Origin of the sequence: Microbacterium sp. ZKA21 (genome assembly GCF_050434165.1) — a bacterium.
Classification (GTDB): domain Bacteria; phylum Actinomycetota; class Actinomycetes; order Actinomycetales; family Microbacteriaceae; genus Microbacterium.
The window spans coordinates 837,899-854,778 of the sequence record NZ_JBNPVV010000001.1 but is presented as its reverse complement, the minus strand read 5'-3'; the positions used below and the strand labels follow the sequence as shown (position 1 = coordinate 854,778).

Genomic DNA, 16,880 nt, shown 5'->3' with positions numbered 1-16,880 from the left:
GGTTACATTCCGAACCCGGAAGCTAAGCCTCACAGCGCCGATGGTACTGCAGGGGGGACCCTGTGGGAGAGTAGGACACCGCCGGACTTCTTCTGAAAAGAGGCCACCCCAATGCTGGGGTGGCCTCTTTTGCGTTAAGCGTCCGTGCAACGGACGGCTCGGATGCCAGGATGGAGCCATGGGCACCGTCGACGACTATCTGGACTCGCTGGCACATGACGATCGTGCTGCGGTGGAGAGGGTCTACGCCCTCGCGCTCGAGCTCGTACCCGAAGCCGTACAGGGTCTCGGTTACGGGATGCCTGCGCTGATCTACCGCGGGCGACCGCTGATCTCCGTCAGACGCACCAAAAAGCACTTCGGTGTCTATCCGTTCAGCGCAGCCGTCGTGAGCGCTGTTTCTGGGCAGCTCTCACACCACGTCGCGGGCAAAGGGACGATCACGTTCCAGGCCGATGCCCCGCTTTCGGGGGAGGCGATTCGGGCGATCGTGGCCGTTCGTCGTGAGGAGATCGACGCGGCAGGCTGAGGCTGGCGTCCGTCCGGCCGCGGGCTTCAGCCCTGGAGCACGGGCAGGATCAGACTCACGGCGATCCCGATCATGATGAACGCGATCGCAGCGTCGAGGATGCGCCAGGCACGGGGAGTGTTCAACCAGCGCCCCAGGTAGCGCGCCCCGAATCCCAGCGCGGTGAACCACAGGCAGCTGGCGAGCACGGCGCCGCCGGCGAACAGCCAGCGCGCCTCACCGTGGGTCGCGGCGATGGAGCCGAGCATCAGCACGGTGTCGAGGTAGACGTGGGGGTTGAGCCACGTGAGCGCCAGCGCGGTCAGAACCACGGGTGTCAAGGCCTTCGTCGGTGCGACGCGCGTCGCGACGGTGCCCGACGGCCTGGCGCTGGTATCGCCGGCGGATGCCGGAACCTCTGGGTCCGAGGCATCCAGCGCCCCACCGGTACCCCGCCACGCGCGGCGCGCTGCCAGAACTCCGTAGCCGAGCAGGAACGCCGCCCCCAACCAGCGCGCCGCGGTGACGAGCCAAGGAGCGGCCTCGAGGAGGAATCCGAGACCCGCGACACCGGCGAGGATCAGGATCGCGTCCGACGCGGCGCAGATGATCACGACCGCGAGCACGTGCTCGCGTCGGATGCCCTGCCGCAGCACGAAGACGTTCTGCGCGCCGATGGCGACGATGAGCGAGAGACCCAGGCCGAGGCCCGCGAGTACGGAGAGCATGCTCCCACGCTAGGTCTCCGATGAGATAAGGTACAGCGATGATCGCTTAGGCGGCATTAGGAGAACTTACGTATGCGGATTCCGTTGGATTCGGCGACGACCGTCGCGGCGATCGTCGATGCGGGCAGTCTCGACCAGGCGGCACGGTCGCTGAACATTACACCCTCTGCGGTGAGCCAGCGTCTCAAGAGCTTGGAGGAGCAACTGGGACGTGTGCTCATCGTGCGGGGCCGGCCTGCCACGGCGACCTCAGCGGGGGAGGCGATCGTCCGGCTCGCGCGGCAGCTCGCGCTGATCGAGCACGATGCGCTGATCGGCTTCGGGCTCGATGAGTCGGACCGGTCGCGGGTATCCGTGCCGCTCGCAGTCAATGCGGATTCGATGGCGACGTGGTTCCTGCCGCCGCTGGCGCGGCTGGCGCGCGACCGCAGCATCGACTTCGACCTGCACCGCGACGACCAGAACTTCACCGCACGACTGCTCGAGTCGGGCACCGTGATGGCGGCCGTCACATCCGAGGACACTCCGGTCTCCGGCTGCACGGTGACCGGCCTCGGCGTTCTCACGTACGACGCGATGGCGACCCCCGATTTCGTCGCGCGATGGTTTCCCGGGGGTGTGACGGCAGATGCGCTCCGCCGTGCTCCCTTCGTCGACTTCGATCGACGCGACTCCCTCCAGCACGGCTGGCTGGCGGCTCAGGGCGTGGACGAGCGCGGCATCCCGCGGCACTATGTGCCGGCCTCGCACGACTACGCGCAGGCCGTCCAGCTCGGACTCGGCTGGGGGATGGTGCCCTCGCTGCAGGTGCCGCTCGATGCTCGCCCCGGCATCCTGCAGCCGCTCGGAGGAGAGACCATCCGGGTGCCGCTGTACTGGCAGCAGTGGAACCTTCGCTCTGAGCTGCTCGACACGATCGCAACCGAGATCGCCGTCGAGGCGGCGCGAGTCCTGGAGCGGTGAGGGCTCAGTCCGAAAGGGCGAGGGCCCGGAACATGTCCCGCTCGCGGAGCGCGTCGCGGCGGTCGTTCGCCGGCGCGACCCTGGCGGGGGGCTGCTGACCGGTCGTGCGGTGGTAGAGCTCGTCGATCAGACGGGTCGCCATGTGCACGAGCCGCCCGATCTCCTTGTCGTCGCGGTCGATCCACACGCACCGCGGCTCGTCATGGATCGGGCGGAACTGATCGTGCTCCTCCCAGACGAACAGCGTCCGTTCGGCGCCGAGCACATGCTGCTGCCACCAGACCTGACGCAGGTAGGTGCGCGGGATCGTCCGCCAGTCCTTGTTCGTGGTCTTGATCTCGGCGAGAGTCACGCGTCCGGAATCGTCCTGCATGATGCCGTCCGGGGTGGCGAGATGCCGATGCTCGATCTCGGCGCGGAACAGTGCGGACGAGGGCTGGATGCCGTGCGTCGCCGCCACCCAGGCCGCGATCTCCGGTTCACGCCGGCGGCCATGGTCGGTGTAGGCGTTCCCGCCGAATCGCGCGCCGTTCCCGAGCTTCGCATCGGCGGCCCTGGCGAGCGACTTCTCACCCGAGAGCCCGGCGATGTCGGTCGCCGTTATCCCTCGGGCCCTGGCGCGGAGCCAGGCGACGCGGTCGCGGGAGTCCGCGACGATGCGTGCTGCGAGATCCGGGGTCACCTCTCGAGCCTAACCCCGCACCGCCGACACCCCCGTCCGACCACGCCGCTCGCGCCTGCTCGCGCCTGTCGAAACGCCTCGGCCTGCGGATGCACGGGATGCTGTCGAGCGGACGACCTGCGAACCCGTATGGGTCGTTCACCCGGCTCGACGTCGTTCACTCGGCGCGTGAAGCGCGGAGCGAGAGCGAGGGGCCGCGATTTGGGGACTCGGCGCGCGTCGAGTACCATGGAGACAACCGAAGACCGCTGGTCATCGTCGTGCGCGAGCAGGGCGATCGAAGCACTGCAATGCAGGGGCCCGCGCAGGACACGAACTGATTCAGCTCCGTGCGCTTGCGCCGGAGCTTTTTTGTTGCCGTGAAGGTCGAGGTCGGTGCCTCACCGCCGTGAGGCACCTCGTACACACCAAGGAGTGACCATGGCGCAGAAGGATGCATCGGTCGCCGAGCTCACGAAGTCATTCGAGAACTCGTCCGCCGTTCTGCTGACCGAGTACCGCGGTCTGACGGTTGCCCAGCTCAAGGAGCTGCGCAACAGCATCCGTCAGGACGCTGAGTACGCCGTGGTGAAGAACACGCTGACCAAGATCGCCGCCAACAAGGCTGGCATCACCGCGCTGGACGACGACCTCAAGGGTCCGTCGGCCGTCGCGTTCGTGCACGGCGACTTCGTCGCCACTGCCAAGGCTCTTCGTGACTTCGCCAAGGCCAACCCGCTTCTCGTGATCAAGGCCGGCATCTTCGAGGGCAACGCGCTCTCCGCCGACGAGGTCAACAAGTACGCCTCGCTCGAGAGCCGTGAGGTTCTGCTGGCGAAGGCTGCGGGCATGATGAAGGCGACGATGGGCAAGGCTGCCGCCACCATCGACGCGCTTCGCGAAAAGCTGGAGACCGCAGAGGCCGCGTAAGCGACCGGCGATCTCGTCAACAAACCCCATCTATTAGGAGATACATCATGGCTAAGCTCACCACTGAGGAGCTGCTCGAGCAGTTCGCCGGCCTGACCCTCGTCGAGCTCAACGACTTCGTCAAGGCGTTCGAGGAGAAGTTCGAGGTCACCGCTGCTGCTCCCGTCGCCGTTGCCGGCGCTGCAGGTGGCGCAGGCGCTGCCGAGGCTGAAGAGGAGAAGGACTCCTTCGACGTCATCCTCGAGGCCGCTGGCGACAAGAAGATCCAGGTCATCAAGACGGTCCGCGAGCTCACCTCGCTCGGCCTCGGCGAGGCCAAGGCTGTCGTCGACGGTGCCCCGAAGGCTGTCCTCGAGGGCGCCAACAAGGAGACCGCCGAGAAGGCCAAGGCCGCTCTGGAAGAGGCAGGCGCCACGGTTACCCTCAAGTAATCACAGCGTCTCAACGCTTCGAAAGGCCCCGGGGTTCGCTCCGGGGCCTTTCTGCGCACCCGGTCAGGATGCCGGCGCGGCCGTCGAGTTGCGCATCACGAGGGCGGATGCCGCGGCTACGTGCTCGATCTCGGCATCCGGGTCCGCAAGGCGGGCCGACAGCAGCCTGACCGCCTCCCGTCCCTGGTCGCGCGGGTGCTGACGGATGGTCGTGAGGGCGAACATCTCGGCATCCCGGTGGTCGTCGATGCCGATCACGCTCAACTGGGATGGGACCGAGATGCCGAGCCGGCGCGCGGCGATGATCGTACCGATGGCCGCTTCGTCGCAGACGCCGACGACGGCGGTGGGACGCGATCGGCGGTCGCTCAACAGGTCGGCCGCGGCCGCGTACCCGCTCGGCATGGTGGATTCCGCCGGGGCGACGCGCGACGCGGCGCCCGCGGCCGACATCGCCTCCCGGTAGCCGTCGAGACGGCGCTCGTCGCCGATGCTCGCACCGGTCGCTTCAGCGCCGACGAAAGCGATGTCGGTGTGACCGAGATCCAGCAGATGCTCCGTCGCGATGCGGGCGACGCTCATGTCGTCGATCGCGACCGTGCTGGTGCCCTCGCTGTAGGGGCCGACGCAGACCAGGGCGCGCTCGAGTCGGAGCAGGCGTTCGAGCTCCTGCGCGCTGGGCTGGATGCCGGCGGCGATGAGGCCGTCGAAACGGCGCCGGGGGAGCACCTCCTCGAAGACGCGCTCGCGGAGCCTGCTGCCCTCGCGGATGTCGTAGAGCGCGAGGTCGAGGTCGGCGTCGAGCAGTGCTTCCTGGATGCCGGCGACGAGCTCGGTGAAGAACCAGCGGTCCAGGGTCGGGACGATCACGGCGATCGTGCCGGTCCGCCCGGTGGCGAGGCTCGTCGCGGAGGAGTGCGCGACATAGGACAGATCGCCTGCGGCGTCGACCACCCGCTGACGCGTCTCCTCCGAGACGTAGCCGCGTCCGCTCAGCGCGCGGCTCGCGGTCGCTTTGGACACCCCGGCACGCGCCGCGACATCCGCGATCGTGCTCATGGGTCCTCCTCGACGCCGTGCGCTCCAACGCGCACGCCCTTGAGGATAGCCCGGTCGACCGCGAAACGGAACCGGTTCCAGTCGAACCGCGCGAGAGCGCTCCCACTGGACGTCGTCGATCAGGCGAAAAGGTTGCGGGGTTGTGATGAACACCCATTGTGCGGGACATGCTCTGGCCAGTAGGTTGGCCTGGAATCGGTTCCCGATTCGACCGCGGACGAGACGGCCGGATCTTCTGGGGACGTGAACTCGAGGAGGAGAAATCACATGACTCTTTCGCAGCGCAAGAGGCTGATCGCGCCGCTCGCCCTTCTGGGAGCTGCGGGCATCGCCCTGGCCGGATGCGGTGCTCCCGGGGCCCCGTCGGGTGGCGGTGGAGGTGGCGGCGGAGACGTCGATGGCGAGACCGTCACGATCTACGGCACGATCGTGGAGGCCGAGGCCGAACTGCTCGACGAGTCCTGGGCGGACTTCGAAGAGGAGACCGGCATCGACATCAAATACGAGGGCAGCCAGGACTTCGAGACCCAGCTCGGTACGCGCGCGCAGGGCGGCAACCCGCCGGACATCGCGATCTTCCCGCAGCCGGGCCTGTTCGCCGACTTCGCGTCTCGCGACTTCCTCGTCCCCGCTCCGGAAGAGGTCGAAGCGAACGCGACCGAGTACTGGTCCGAGGACTGGGTGAACTACGGCACGGTCGACGACACCTTCTACGGCGCACCGCTCATGGCGAGCGTCAAGGGGTGGATCTGGTACTCGCCCGCGAAGTTCGCGGAATGGGGCGTCGAAGTCCCGAAGACGCTGGACGAGCTGAACACGCTCACCGCGACGATCCAGTCGAAGACGGGAGCCGCACCCTGGTGCGCCGGCTTCGAATCCGGTACGGCGACCGGCTGGCCCGGAACCGACTGGATCGAGGACTACGTCCTCCGTCAGGCCGGCACCGATGTGTACGACCAGTGGGCGGCGGGCGAGGTGCCCTTCACCGATCCGCAGATCAAGACGGCGTTCGACTCCGTCGGCGAGATCCTGCTGAACCCGAGCTACGTCAACGCCGGCTTCGGCGATGTCCGCTCGATCAACTCGACCGCGTTCGGCGCTGTCGCGCCCGCTCTCGCCGAAGGCACCTGCGCGTTGACGCATCAGGCCTCGTTCCTCTCCGGCTTCTACCCGGAGGGCACGAACGTCGCGGAGGACGGCGACGTGTGGGCGTTCATCCTCCCGGGCGAGACCGAGGGCGACGTCACAGTCACCGGCGGTGGCGAGATCGTCGGCGCTTTCAGCGACTCCGAGGCGACGCAGCAGGTGCAGACGTACCTGTCCAGCCCCGAGTGGGCCAACTCCCGGGTCAGCCTCGGCGGCGTGGTCTCTGCCAACAGCGGACTCGACCCCGAGAATGCCCAGGACCCGATCCTGCAGGAGACCGTCAAGATCCTGCAGGACCCGGAGACGACGTTCCGCTTCGATGCCAGTGACCTGATGCCGGGCGCTGTCGGGGCCGGCACGTTCTGGAAGGGCATGGTCGACTGGGTCAACGGCGCTTCCACGGACTCCGTCCTGACGCAGATCGAGACCGGCTGGCCGACCGAGTAATCGGCTCCGAGGGCCGCCTCCGCCTCGGCAGAGGCGGCCCTCCCGCACTCCGGCGTGCTGCACCGTCGCTCACGCCGTTCCACCTCGCGTCATGAAAAGGGGACTGCGTGAACGCGACAATATTCTTCGATTGGGTCGGGGCTCTGCCGCCCATTCTGCAGGCCGTGGTGGTCGTGATCGCGTTCGCCGTCGTGGTCGCCGTGATCCTGCTCCTGGTCGATATCGCCCCGCGCAAGGGCGCGATGTACACCTGGATCCGCCTCGCGATGTGCCTCATCGTCCCTCTCGCGGTGATGTGGTTCTTCAATTCCTGGTACTGGGCGATGGGCGTCGCCGTCGTCGTCGGTGCCCTGTTCTTTCTCCTGGACTATCGTTCGCGCGATGGCGCGGGGTATCTGATCCAGCTGGTCGCCTTCATGGCGCCGGCGTTCCTCCTGCTGCTGGTCGGGCTCGTCCTCCCGTCGATCCAGACCGTCTACGCGTCGTTCTGGAACTCGAGCGGCGACAACTTCATCGGTCTGAACAACTACATCTGGATCTTCACGCAGTCGGATGGGATCACGGCCGTCGTCAACACGATCGTGTGGGTGCTGATCGTTCCTGTCGTCTCGACGCTCGTCGGCCTCGCCTACGCCGTCTTCATCGATCGCACCCGCGGCGAGAAGATCTACAAGATCCTGGTGTTCATGCCGATGGCGATCTCGTTCGTCGGCGCCAGCATCATCTGGCGGTTCATGTACGAGTACCGCGGACCCGAGTACGAGCAGATCGGTCTGCTGAACCAGATCCTGGTGTGGTTTGGGGGCGAGCCGCAGCAGTGGCTGCTGAACGAACCGTGGAACAACCTATTCCTCATCGTCGTGCTCATCTGGGTGCAGACCGGGTTTGCCATGGTGGTGCTCTCGGCATCCATCAAGGGCGTGCCGGCCGAACTCCTCGAGGCGGCCGAACTCGACGGGGCGAGCGCCTGGCAGCGGTTCTGGTCGGTCACGGTTCCCGCGATCCGTCCTGCACTCATCGTCGTGCTGACGACCATCTCGATCGCCTCGCTCAAGGTCTTCGACATCGTCCGCACCATGACGGCCGGCAACTACGGCACCAGCGTGCTCGCGAACGAGATGTACACCCAGTTCTCGAAGTTCGAGGCGGGGCGCAGTGCCGCGCTGTCCGTCATCCTGTTCATCCTGGTGCTGCCGATCGTCATCTACAACGCGCGCCAGATCAAGAAGCAGCGGGAGATCCGATGACCCCTTCGACCAGCTCAGGGACCCTTCCTGTCGACGCCAACGCGACGCGCGCCATCACCACGGGCGGGAAGTTCGAGGCGTCCGCAGGACGCGCGCGCAAGCGGCTGAGCCGGCCGTGGGCGACGGTCGCCTCGGTCGTGATCGCCGTGCTCTGGACCATCCCGACGCTCGGGCTGTTCATCTCATCCTTCCGGCCGCGCGACGACATCAACACATCCGGCTGGTGGACGATCTTCGCCGACCCGGAGTTCACACTCCAGAACTATGCGGACGTGCTGCAGTCCGGCACGACGCAGCTCACGATCCTCCAGTCGTTCGTCAACTCGATCGCGATCACGATCCCCGCGACGCTGGTCCCGCTGATGATCGCGTCGATGGCGGCGTACGCATTCGCGTGGATCGACTTCAAGGGACGCAATGCGCTGTTCATCTTCGTGTTCGCGCTGCAGATCGTGCCGATCCAGATGGCTCTGGTGCCGCTGCTGACCTCGTTCTCGAAGGGAATCAACCTGTTCGGGGTGCAGGTCACCGAGTCGATCGACGCGTCGCAGGGGTACGCGCAGGTCTGGATCGCGCACACGATGTTCGCCCTGCCGCTGGCGATCTATCTGCTGCACAACTTCATGTCGGAGATCCCCGGCGAGATCATCGAGGCGGCGAGGGTGGACGGTGCATCGCGCGGTCAGATCTTCTTCCGCATCGTGGTGCCGCTGACCATGCCGGCGATCGCGTCGGTCGCGATCTTCCAGTTCCTGTGGGTGTGGAACGACCTGCTCGTCGCCCTCGTGTTCGCCGATGGTGCGGCTTCGCCGATCACGAAGGTGCTCGCCGAGATCACCGGACGCGGCGAGGGCTGGTACCTGCTCACGGCCGGGGCGTTCGTATCGATCATCGTTCCGCTGATCGTGTTCTTCGCCCTGCAGCGCTACTTCGTTCGCGGCCTACTGGCCGGTTCGACGAAGGGGTAGTGCGCCGCTGTCGCGGTGCGTAACAGGCACGGGTCGCGAAGGGATGCCGGACGTAGGCTGTGACCATGTCCGAGCACTCCTTCGCCACCCGCGCCATCCACGCAGGCCAAGCGCCTGACCCGCTGACCGGGGCGATCATCCCGCCCATCTACCAGGTCTCCACGCACGTGCAGGACGGGATCGGCGGATTCCGCGACGGCTACGAGTACAACCGGGCGGGCAACCCGACGCGCAGTTCGCTGGAGACGCAGCTCGCCGCGCTCGAGGGCGGCTCGGCGGCCCTGTCGTTCGCCTCGGGGCTCGCGGCCGAGGACGCGCTGCTGCGCGGCATCCTCAAACCCGGCGACCACGTCGTCCTCGGCAACGACGTCTACGGCGGAACGTACCGACTGCTGACCAGGGTGCTCGCGCCGTGGGGGATCGACACGACCGTCGTCGCGCTCGAGGACGTCGAGGCGATCCGCGCCGCGCTCCGTCCGGAGACCAGGATCATCTGGCTCGAGACGCCGAGCAACCCGCTGCTGAAGATCGTGGACATCGCGACCGTCGCGGAGGTCGCGCACGCGGCGGGTGCGCTCGTCGTGGTGGACAACACGTTCGCCTCGCCGGCGCTGCAGCAGCCGCTCGCGCTCGGTGCCGACCTCGTCGTGCACTCCACGACCAAGTACCTCGGGGGCCACTCCGACGTGCTCGGTGGCGCCGTCGTGTTCGGCGACGACCGGTTCTACGATCAGGTGAAGTTCCAGCAGTTCGCCGTCGGCGCCGTCTCGGCACCACTGGATGCCTGGCTCACGACCCGTGGCATCAAGACGCTCGCCGTGCGGGTGCGCCAGCACAGCGAGAACGCCCAGGCGATCGCGGAGTGGGCGGCGGGGCGGCCGGAGTTCGAGACCGTGTTCTACCCCGGACTCGCCTCGCACCCCGGCCACGAGATCGCGGCGCGTCAGATGAGCGGATTCGGCGGGATGCTGTCGCTCGCGCTCACGTCCGGACCCGATGCCGCCCGCGCCTTCGCGGAGAGCACGAGCGTGTTCCAGCTCGCCGAGTCGCTCGGCGGCGTCGAATCACTGATCGGCTACCCGCCGGACATGACCCATGCGTCCGTGCGGGGGACCGCGCTCGCGGTACCCGAGAACATCATCCGGCTGTCCGTGGGCATCGAGGATGTGCGCGACCTGATCGCCGACCTCGAGCAGGGCCTGGAGCGCGTCGCCCGCTGACGTCCGCCGCTCCTGCTGGTCCGCGAGACGTGCTTTGCGGGGTGAGGCTTGGCCTGTTCAGGTCGGCCTCACCCCGCAAAGCAAGCCTCGCGACCTTCGGGACGCCCGGAGCGGGGGAGTACCATGGTCGGATCGATGCACTCGAATCGATTCGATCCCCCGCGCCCCGGAAAGCTCTCTTGACCGACTCATCTCGCCACGACACCAGCACGCCTCATACGCACACCGACTCGACTCCCGCTCCGGCATCCGATCCCACGCCCAGCGGCACGATCCGCACGATCACCGGCAGCATCCGCACCTCCACGCCCACCGGCGCCATCCGCACTCTCGGCCCGAACCCGGCGACCGCGCCGATCATGCTGCACCCCGGCGACGCGATCTCCGCGCGCCGCCGCACGCTGTACATCCTGCTGCTCGGGGCGCTCACCGCGCTCGGACCGTTCACGATCGATCTGTACCTTCCCGCGTTCCCGCTGCTGGAGAGCGACTTCCAGACCACCGCGGCCGCGATCCAGCTCACGCTCACCGGAACCATGATCGGCTTCGCGATCGGTCAGCTGGTCGTCGGTCCGCTCAGCGACAAGGTCGGTCGGCGGATCCCGCTGATCTCGGTGACGGCACTGCACGTGATCGCCAGCGTCGCCGCGGCGCTCGCCCCTGATCTCGTCCTTCTCGGAACAGCCCGCGTGTTCATGGGCATCGGTGCCGCGGCGGGTGGCGTCGTCGCGATGGCCATCGTGCGCGACCTGTTCGGCGGACGGCGGCTCGTCGTGATGCTGTCGCGTCTCGCGCTCGTCTCGGGTGTCGCTCCGGTGGTCGCGCCGCTCGCCGGATCCGCGCTGCTGGCCGTCATGGACTGGCGCGGCATCTTCGTCGTACTCGCCTGCTACGGCGGGGTCATGCTCGTCTCGGGGCTGTTCTTCATCCCGGAGACCCTGCCGAAGGAGCGCCGCCAGGATCGCGGTTCGTCCACCGTGCTGCAGCGCTACAAGAGCGTCTTCTCGGACCGCGTGTTCGTCGGCGTGCTGATCATCGGCGGCATGACGTTCTCGGGTCTGTTCTCGTACCTCTCGGCCTCCTCGTTCCTGTTCCAGCAGACGCACGGACTGGACGCGCAGCAGTACGGACTGCTGTTCGCGGCGAACTCGATCGGACTCGTGATCGGCGTGCAGACCTCGTCGCGCCTGGCCGCGCGATTCGGACCGCAGTGGGTGCTGGCCTTCTCGACGGTCGCGCTGCTGCTCTCGGGCCTCGCGATCATCGTCACGGACCAGCTCGGCCTCGGCCTGTGGGGAACCGTGATCCCGCTGTTCCTCTTCATGACCTCGTGCGGCTTCACGTTCCCGTGCGTTCAGGTGCTCGCGCTCGACCGGCACGGCAAGGCGGCGGGCACCGCGGCATCCGTGCTCGGCGCGAGCAACAACGGCGTCGCGGCGATCATCTCTCCGATCGTGTTCCTGATCGCCGGCGCCGGAGGCGTCACAGCGACCACGATGGCCTCGGTCATGGTCGGGTGCGCTGTCATCGGCATCCTCTCGCTGTGGCTGATCGTGCGTCCGCGCACGGTAGGGATGCTGACTCCCTGACCCGGATGCCGGATTCCTCGGCGCCGCACGGCAGAATGGGCGGATGAGACGGCAGCTGGTGTGGTGGGGGATCGGCACCCTGCTGGCGGCGATCGCGCTGGGAGCCGCACTGACTTTCGACGGCGGTGCCGACGTTCCATCCGCTGTGGACACCTGGTGGCACGACCTGATGGTCGACGTCGCACCGGATGTGCTCATCGCTTTCTCGCACGTGATGAACCGCATCGGCGGCGGATGGATCGCGATCCTCGTCGTGCCCGGCGTGGTGGCTCTCGGGCTGCTGATCGCGCGGCGCTGGCGGTCGGCGGTGTTCGCGCTCGCCGCCTTCGCGGCCAGCGCCCTGCTCGTCCAGCTGCTCAAGGAGCTGTTCGGCCGTGCGCGCCCTGATGACATGCTCGTCGTGAGCGACTACGGGTCGTATCCGTCCGGGCACACGGCGAATGCGGCGACGATCGCCGTGGTGCTGTGCGTGCTGTTCCCACGTGTCTGGGCGTTCGTCCTGGGCGCGCTGTGGGTGCTCACGATGGCGCTGTCGCGGACCGTGCTCGCAGTGCACTGGGTCACGGACACGGTCGGCGGCGCGCTGGTCGGGGCGTCGGCGGCTCTTCTGATCGCGGCGCTGCTGGTTCCCTGGGTGCAACGCGATACGGCACTCGTCCCGCGGGCGGCGGGCGACGGCATCCCGACGGATAGGGTGGATCCGGCCGACCACGCCGACGGCCGCACGTAGATCGCGAAGGAGCAGGCCGTGCCGCAGATCCGCCCGTATCGACCAGAGGACCGCGACGGACTGTCCGAGGTCTGTGTGAAGACAGCGGATTCGGGAGCGGATGCCACCGGCATGCTTCCGGACGACGAGCTGTGGGGACTGCTGTTCGCGGTGCCGTACGCCGAGCACGCGCCGGAACTGTGCTGGGTCGTCGAGTCCGAGGACGGCCGCGTCATCGGCTACATCGTCGCGACGGACGACACGGATGCCTTCGAGCAGTGGTTCCGCGACGAATGGTGGCCGCGCTTCACCGACCGCTTCCCGAAACCGGTCGACGCGCAGACCCGCGAGGAGAAGCTCCTGGACTACGCATACGGTCGGGCACCAGGGCAGCAAGCCCACGCGGGGGAGTACCCCGCGCACCTGCACATCGATCTGCTGCCCGAGACGCAGGGCGAGGGATTCGGACGGCGCCTCATCGAGACGCTGTTCGCCGAGCTGCGGCGTCGCGGCGTGCCCGGGCTGCATCTCGGCATGAGCCCGACGAACACGGGAGCGGGGGTGTTCTACGACCGGATCGGGATGCACCGGCTGCCGAGCGGGGAGGGCAGCGTCGAGTACGGGATCCGGTTCGGGGGCTCTGACAGCTGATCGACGGACGGCCGGCCGGCCGGACGGACGGCCGAACGACCGGACGGACGAACGACCGAGGGGCTCACTTCGTGAGCCCCTCGGCGTTCTGGATGCCGAACGGACGAACGGCCGGGGGGCTCACTTTGTGAGCCGCCGGCGTTTCGGCGGTGACGGCGGGATTCGGTCCCTCGTCGCCTCCTCCACGCGGCGCTCGTTGGGGAGGCACGTCACGTTGGGTGCAGAAGGCGCCGCGCGGAGCCTCTGGCGGCGTGGGGCCCTGTTGCCCGAAGTGCCAGACGTCGACGCGAAAACGCCGAAGGGCCCCACTTCGTGAGGCCCTTCGGCGTTTTGGCGGTGACGGCGGGATTCGAACCCGAATTGGTGCCGCGTACTGGCGTGACCTCGTCGTAGATCCGCATGATTACACCGATCCACAGTCATCGGAATCACCAGAATCGGTCGTCAATCACGAGTTCTGTTGCCACAGTGTTGCCACGGCGTAAGCGGGCATCCTGCTGTCGCAGACTGGTCGTCATGGGGATGGATGACGAGACCTGGTTGAGCTACGCCGAGGCCGCGAAGCGCGTCCGATCGACCAAGCACACCGTGCAGCTATGGCGCCGGCAAGGGATGCCGATGGAATGGGCTGTCGACGAGCTCGGGCAGCGATACCGGGTCGTAGAACTTCAGGTGCTGCTCTCCTGGTGGCGGCAGAAGATGCAGAACAGTCCCGTGCACTTCTACCGGATGCGTGCGAATGCGATCGAACGGGGCGAGACACCTCCACCCGTGCCGGAACGGTTCACCAAACGCGATCTGACGGCCTCTCAGGCCTCCTCAGTACCCGAGAGCCGGGATGGTGCTGGCAGGGCCTCAGAGGCCGTTACAGACGTCCTAGCGGATATGGCCGAGTTCGTCGGCCAACGTGAGCACGCAGCGCTCATCGCCGCCATGGCAACCGAGGTGCCCGGATGCGACGGGCTCGAGGTGTTCACCCGTGACCGGTACACCGATCCCGAAGAGACAGAGATGATGCGCGGCATCTGCCGACTGTGCCCGCTGCTGGACCTGTGCGCAGCGTTTGCGGGCGCCGGGAAGCCGACAGCCGGCATGTGGGCTGGGATGACGCCGGCCGAGATCCGCAGAGGACAGGTGCAACCCGCACGGGCCGCCTGAGCGCACCGGCACCGATCAAACCGGGAGACGCTGCGCCAGAGCTGCAACCGCCGACGCGTGGTGACTCTCGGCAGTGACTGCACTGGGCAGCTCTATCTCTGTCTCTCCGGCGAGTTCACGATCGAGGATGAGCCGGATGCGCGCCCGGGACGGCCACGCGTCATCTTCCTCCGATGATGTCCCGACGTGCTCGACGCGCACTGAGCGAACGGCGGAGAGAGGCACGGACTCCGCACGAAGTGTTGTCGTCACGTTGCCGTCGCTGTTGCGTGTCGTGCTGAACACCGCTCGGATCAGGCGGTCACCCGTCACGACGTGCAGGAACCCGGCCGCGCCGTCATCGTCGCTCAGCTTCCCGTCGACGAGCTCGACAGTCGAAGCACCGACGAGCAGCACCACTCGATCGAGCGCCTCGCGGAGAAGCCGCGCAGCGGTGTTCCCCATACCGAGGGCACTCTCCCACCAACTGGCGGTACTCGGATCGAGCGAATTGAGAATCTGTCGCGCCTTGACTCGGAATTCAGCGGTGTTCATCATGCCCCTGACCATAATGCGCAGGGCCGACGCTCCGCTATCGCGATTCGAGCAACTTCGCCCGGGTCTCCTCGCTGAGGCCCGGCCAGCCCTTCGACTCCTCGACGTCGTCCAGCGCCTCAGTCCACGCCTCGATCAGCTTGTCGAGCTCGTAGTGCCTGTCGATCACGTTGTAAGGGTGATCATCCACGACAGCGGCCACAAGCTCGCGAGCCTTCGCCAGGATCTCAAGGCGCAGACCCTCCGCTGCATGCTCGAGCAACCTCGGCCGCGGCGTGATCGGGGCGACAGGAGCCGGCTCACGATCGCTGTCCTCGCTCCGCGCCGCGTCATGCTCACGCTGAGCGCGCCGGCACGCAGCATCGACATTCTCGTGCTTGCGAAGATGGCGCCGATACGCCGGATACGTGCCACACGGGGCCGGAGGACGAGCCATCAGAGGTTCCAATCAGCGTCAGAGCGAATCAGCGTCAGAGCGTCAATTGACGCGGGGAGAGATATGGCCAGGCCGAGCGGGAGGTGTCCCGTCGATCCGAGTTGGGGGTGTATCCCCGGGGGTGGCGGTCATGCGAGTGGTGTGCCTGCGGTGAGCATCACGGTGCGGACGTTGCCTGTGCCGGTGATGGCGTCGAGTTCATCGAGCTGCTCCGGGAGGAACCAGCGGAGCAGGGCGGCGCGGTCGTTGTAGCGGACGTTCGCGGGTCCGATGGTCTGGTGTGCGATGAGGCCTGGCCGTGCGAGGCGGGTCATCACTGCATCTGCTGCGGCCGAGGTGAATGCGGGCTCGGTGTGCTCGGTGATCCTGTCCCCGTAGCGGGCGTTGAGGATCTGATCGAGGACGGGAAGCCATGCGGCCACGCGCGCCTGCTGTTGTGGGCTCAGCGGGCCTGTGAAGGGCAGCAGGGCTGCGAGTGTGAGTTGGAGCATTCTGGGCCTCCTGTGAGGTTCTGAGAGCCGGAGGCGGAAAGGTGACGCCTCCGGCTCTCAAGGTCGGGCACCGGCATCCGCATACCGGTGGAAGGTTCCCGACCTGGTCTGTTACGCCGCGGCGAGCGTGATGCGGACGAGGGCCTTCGGGTGCGTGAATGCCCAGCTGACCCGCATCGCGCCCTTCACGGCCGTCTGGTCCGTCTCGAAGTACCGCTCGCGGGACACGTCGATGTCGACGTCCTTGCGGAGCGCGACGGTCACGAAGCGCTTGTCGAGGCCCCAGATCACTCCGGGCTCCACGTGCTGCGAGACGAGCAGCGGCACGCCGAGGATGCGGCGAGCGGTGGCCGAGGTCGCGTCGGTGCCGAGCAGCGGCACGTTGCTGTCCGCCTGGGTCTTGAGGCTCATCAGCGCGAGGGCATCGCCGGGGCTGGCGACGAATGCCGAGATGATGCCGTTGTTCGCCTGGCTGATCGAGATCGCCTCCGCGAACGGGTCGAGGTCCGCCCAGGCGGTCACGCCGTTCACGTTCGACACGGTCGCCGCGACGGACGGCAGGCCGGCAGGTGCCGGGGCTGCGACGGTGCCGAAGAATGCCTGGTCGATGCCGGTCGCGATCGCCTGACCGATCATCGTCGCGACGAGTTCCTGCGCTTCGGGCGAGGAGTCGTCGGCGAGCTCGTTGCTGATCTTGCGGACGCGACCGACCTTCGCCGGCGTGATCTTCACGCTGTCGAGCTCGCCGTCGTCGCCGGACATGTCGGCGCCTTCGGTGTACCAGCCGGCGTCGCCATCGCTGACGACGATGGGGACGACGAGGTCGTGCGAGTCGGTGACGATGACGGTCGAGACGTTGTCCTGCAGCGCCACGGCGGCGTCACGGGTGGGCTGGACGATCAGGGACGCGTAGTCCTCGGGCAGGATGCCGGAGACATCCTCGGTGTTGGTGAAAAGTGCCATGGTGGCTCCAAACGAGAGAGGGGCACACGCACTGCGATGAC

Annotated in this window: 19 protein-coding genes and 1 rRNA gene; 13 read left to right on the top strand and 7 right to left on the bottom strand. The window is 67.3% G+C overall.

Annotated elements, in window-relative coordinates:
- Together rrf and M2317_RS04320 are read left to right on the top strand one after the other, a co-directional pair.
- A 5S ribosomal RNA gene (gene rrf / locus M2317_RS04325) occupies window positions 1-87 on the top strand; the annotation flags it as partial.
- A 91-nt stretch (window positions 88-178) separates the two neighbouring features.
- Window positions 179-529 carry an iron chaperone gene (locus M2317_RS04320; RefSeq protein WP_429457611.1) on the top strand — a complete coding sequence of 117 codons (351 nt, stop codon included), beginning with the start codon at window positions 179-181 and terminating at the stop codon, window positions 527-529.
- A 26-nt stretch (window positions 530-555) separates the two neighbouring features.
- Here M2317_RS04320 and M2317_RS04315 read toward each other — a convergent pair whose 3' ends face one another.
- Window positions 556-1,236: a LysE/ArgO family amino acid transporter gene (locus M2317_RS04315; RefSeq protein ID WP_429457609.1), complete on the bottom strand. Its 681-nt coding sequence runs from the start codon at window positions 1,234-1,236 to the stop codon at window positions 556-558.
- Window positions 1,237-1,308: 72 nt separating this feature from the next.
- Here M2317_RS04315 and M2317_RS04310 point away from each other — a divergent pair, with 72 nt between their 5' ends.
- Window positions 1,309-2,199 (top strand): LysR family transcriptional regulator ArgP, encoded by an 891-nt coding sequence (locus M2317_RS04310; protein WP_429457607.1) that lies wholly within the window; start codon window positions 1,309-1,311, stop codon window positions 2,197-2,199.
- A 4-nt stretch (window positions 2,200-2,203) separates the two neighbouring features.
- Here M2317_RS04310 and M2317_RS04305 read toward each other — a convergent pair whose 3' ends face one another.
- Window positions 2,204-2,881 (bottom strand): YqaJ viral recombinase family protein, encoded by a 678-nt coding sequence (locus M2317_RS04305; protein WP_429457605.1) that lies wholly within the window; start codon window positions 2,879-2,881, stop codon window positions 2,204-2,206.
- A 420-nt stretch (window positions 2,882-3,301) separates the two neighbouring features.
- On the opposite strand from M2317_RS04305, the gene rplJ reads away from it, so the two are divergent.
- Together rplJ and rplL are read left to right on the top strand one after the other, a co-directional pair.
- Window positions 3,302-3,790 (top strand): 50S ribosomal protein L10, encoded by a 489-nt coding sequence (gene rplJ, locus M2317_RS04300; RefSeq protein WP_376180137.1) that lies wholly within the window; start codon window positions 3,302-3,304, stop codon window positions 3,788-3,790.
- A gap of 47 nt (window positions 3,791-3,837) precedes the next feature.
- Window positions 3,838-4,221 (top strand): 50S ribosomal protein L7/L12, encoded by a 384-nt coding sequence (gene rplL / locus M2317_RS04295; RefSeq protein ID WP_029261007.1) that lies wholly within the window; start codon window positions 3,838-3,840, stop codon window positions 4,219-4,221.
- Window positions 4,222-4,284: 63 nt separating this feature from the next.
- On the opposite strand, the gene M2317_RS04290 is transcribed toward rplL, so the two are convergent.
- Complete coding sequence (locus M2317_RS04290; RefSeq protein WP_429457603.1) at window positions 4,285-5,280, bottom strand: LacI family DNA-binding transcriptional regulator; 996 nt, start codon at window positions 5,278-5,280, stop codon at window positions 4,285-4,287.
- Window positions 5,281-5,547: 267 nt separating this feature from the next.
- On the opposite strand from M2317_RS04290, the gene M2317_RS04285 reads away from it, so the two are divergent.
- The 8 genes from M2317_RS04285 (at window position 5,548) to M2317_RS04250 (ending at window position 14,415) form a co-directional block, all read left to right on the top strand.
- Window positions 5,548-6,873 carry an ABC transporter substrate-binding protein gene (locus tag M2317_RS04285; RefSeq protein ID WP_429457601.1) on the top strand — a complete coding sequence of 442 codons (1,326 nt, stop codon included), beginning with the start codon at window positions 5,548-5,550 and terminating at the stop codon, window positions 6,871-6,873.
- Window positions 6,874-6,980: 107 nt separating this feature from the next.
- On the top strand, window positions 6,981-8,120 hold the full coding sequence (locus tag M2317_RS04280) for a carbohydrate ABC transporter permease (RefSeq protein WP_429457599.1): 1,140 nt from the start codon (window positions 6,981-6,983) through the stop codon (window positions 8,118-8,120).
- On the top strand, window positions 8,117-9,088 hold the full coding sequence (locus M2317_RS04275) for a carbohydrate ABC transporter permease (protein ID WP_429457597.1): 972 nt from the start codon (window positions 8,117-8,119) through the stop codon (window positions 9,086-9,088). Before M2317_RS04280 ends, M2317_RS04275 begins: the two co-directional genes overlap by 4 nt.
- 65 nt (window positions 9,089-9,153) lie before the next feature.
- Window positions 9,154-10,308, top strand: a complete 1,155-nt coding sequence (locus tag M2317_RS04270; RefSeq protein WP_429457595.1) for a cystathionine gamma-synthase — start codon at window positions 9,154-9,156, stop codon at window positions 10,306-10,308.
- 359 nt (window positions 10,309-10,667) lie between these two features.
- Complete coding sequence (locus M2317_RS04265; RefSeq protein ID WP_429457665.1) at window positions 10,668-11,897, top strand: multidrug effflux MFS transporter; 1,230 nt, start codon at window positions 10,668-10,670, stop codon at window positions 11,895-11,897.
- 43 nt (window positions 11,898-11,940) lie between these two features.
- Complete coding sequence (locus M2317_RS04260; protein ID WP_429457593.1) at window positions 11,941-12,627, top strand: phosphatase PAP2 family protein; 687 nt, start codon at window positions 11,941-11,943, stop codon at window positions 12,625-12,627.
- Between the two features lie 18 nt (window positions 12,628-12,645).
- Window positions 12,646-13,257 carry an N-acetyltransferase family protein gene (locus tag M2317_RS04255; protein ID WP_429457592.1) on the top strand — a complete coding sequence of 204 codons (612 nt, stop codon included), beginning with the start codon at window positions 12,646-12,648 and terminating at the stop codon, window positions 13,255-13,257.
- Between the two features lie 516 nt (window positions 13,258-13,773).
- Window positions 13,774-14,415, top strand: coding sequence for a WhiB family transcriptional regulator (locus M2317_RS04250; protein WP_429457590.1), 642 nt, complete (start codon window positions 13,774-13,776; stop codon window positions 14,413-14,415).
- A 15-nt stretch (window positions 14,416-14,430) separates the two neighbouring features.
- Here M2317_RS04250 and M2317_RS04245 read toward each other — a convergent pair whose 3' ends face one another.
- The 4 genes from M2317_RS04245 to M2317_RS04230 form a co-directional block, all read right to left on the bottom strand.
- Window positions 14,431-14,859 carry a hypothetical protein gene (locus M2317_RS04245; protein ID WP_429457588.1) on the bottom strand — a complete coding sequence of 143 codons (429 nt, stop codon included), beginning with the start codon at window positions 14,857-14,859 and terminating at the stop codon, window positions 14,431-14,433.
- Window positions 14,860-14,986: 127 nt separating this feature from the next.
- A complete protein-coding gene (locus M2317_RS04240) occupies window positions 14,987-15,118 on the bottom strand; it encodes a hypothetical protein (protein WP_429457586.1) in 132 nt (43 codons plus the stop codon).
- Between the two features lie 395 nt (window positions 15,119-15,513).
- Window positions 15,514-15,876 carry a hypothetical protein gene (locus M2317_RS04235; RefSeq protein ID WP_429457585.1) on the bottom strand — a complete coding sequence of 121 codons (363 nt, stop codon included), beginning with the start codon at window positions 15,874-15,876 and terminating at the stop codon, window positions 15,514-15,516.
- A gap of 111 nt (window positions 15,877-15,987) precedes the next feature.
- Complete coding sequence (locus tag M2317_RS04230) at window positions 15,988-16,839, bottom strand: phage major capsid protein (RefSeq protein ID WP_429457583.1); 852 nt, start codon at window positions 16,837-16,839, stop codon at window positions 15,988-15,990.
- Window positions 16,840-16,880: the final 41 nt, after the last annotated feature.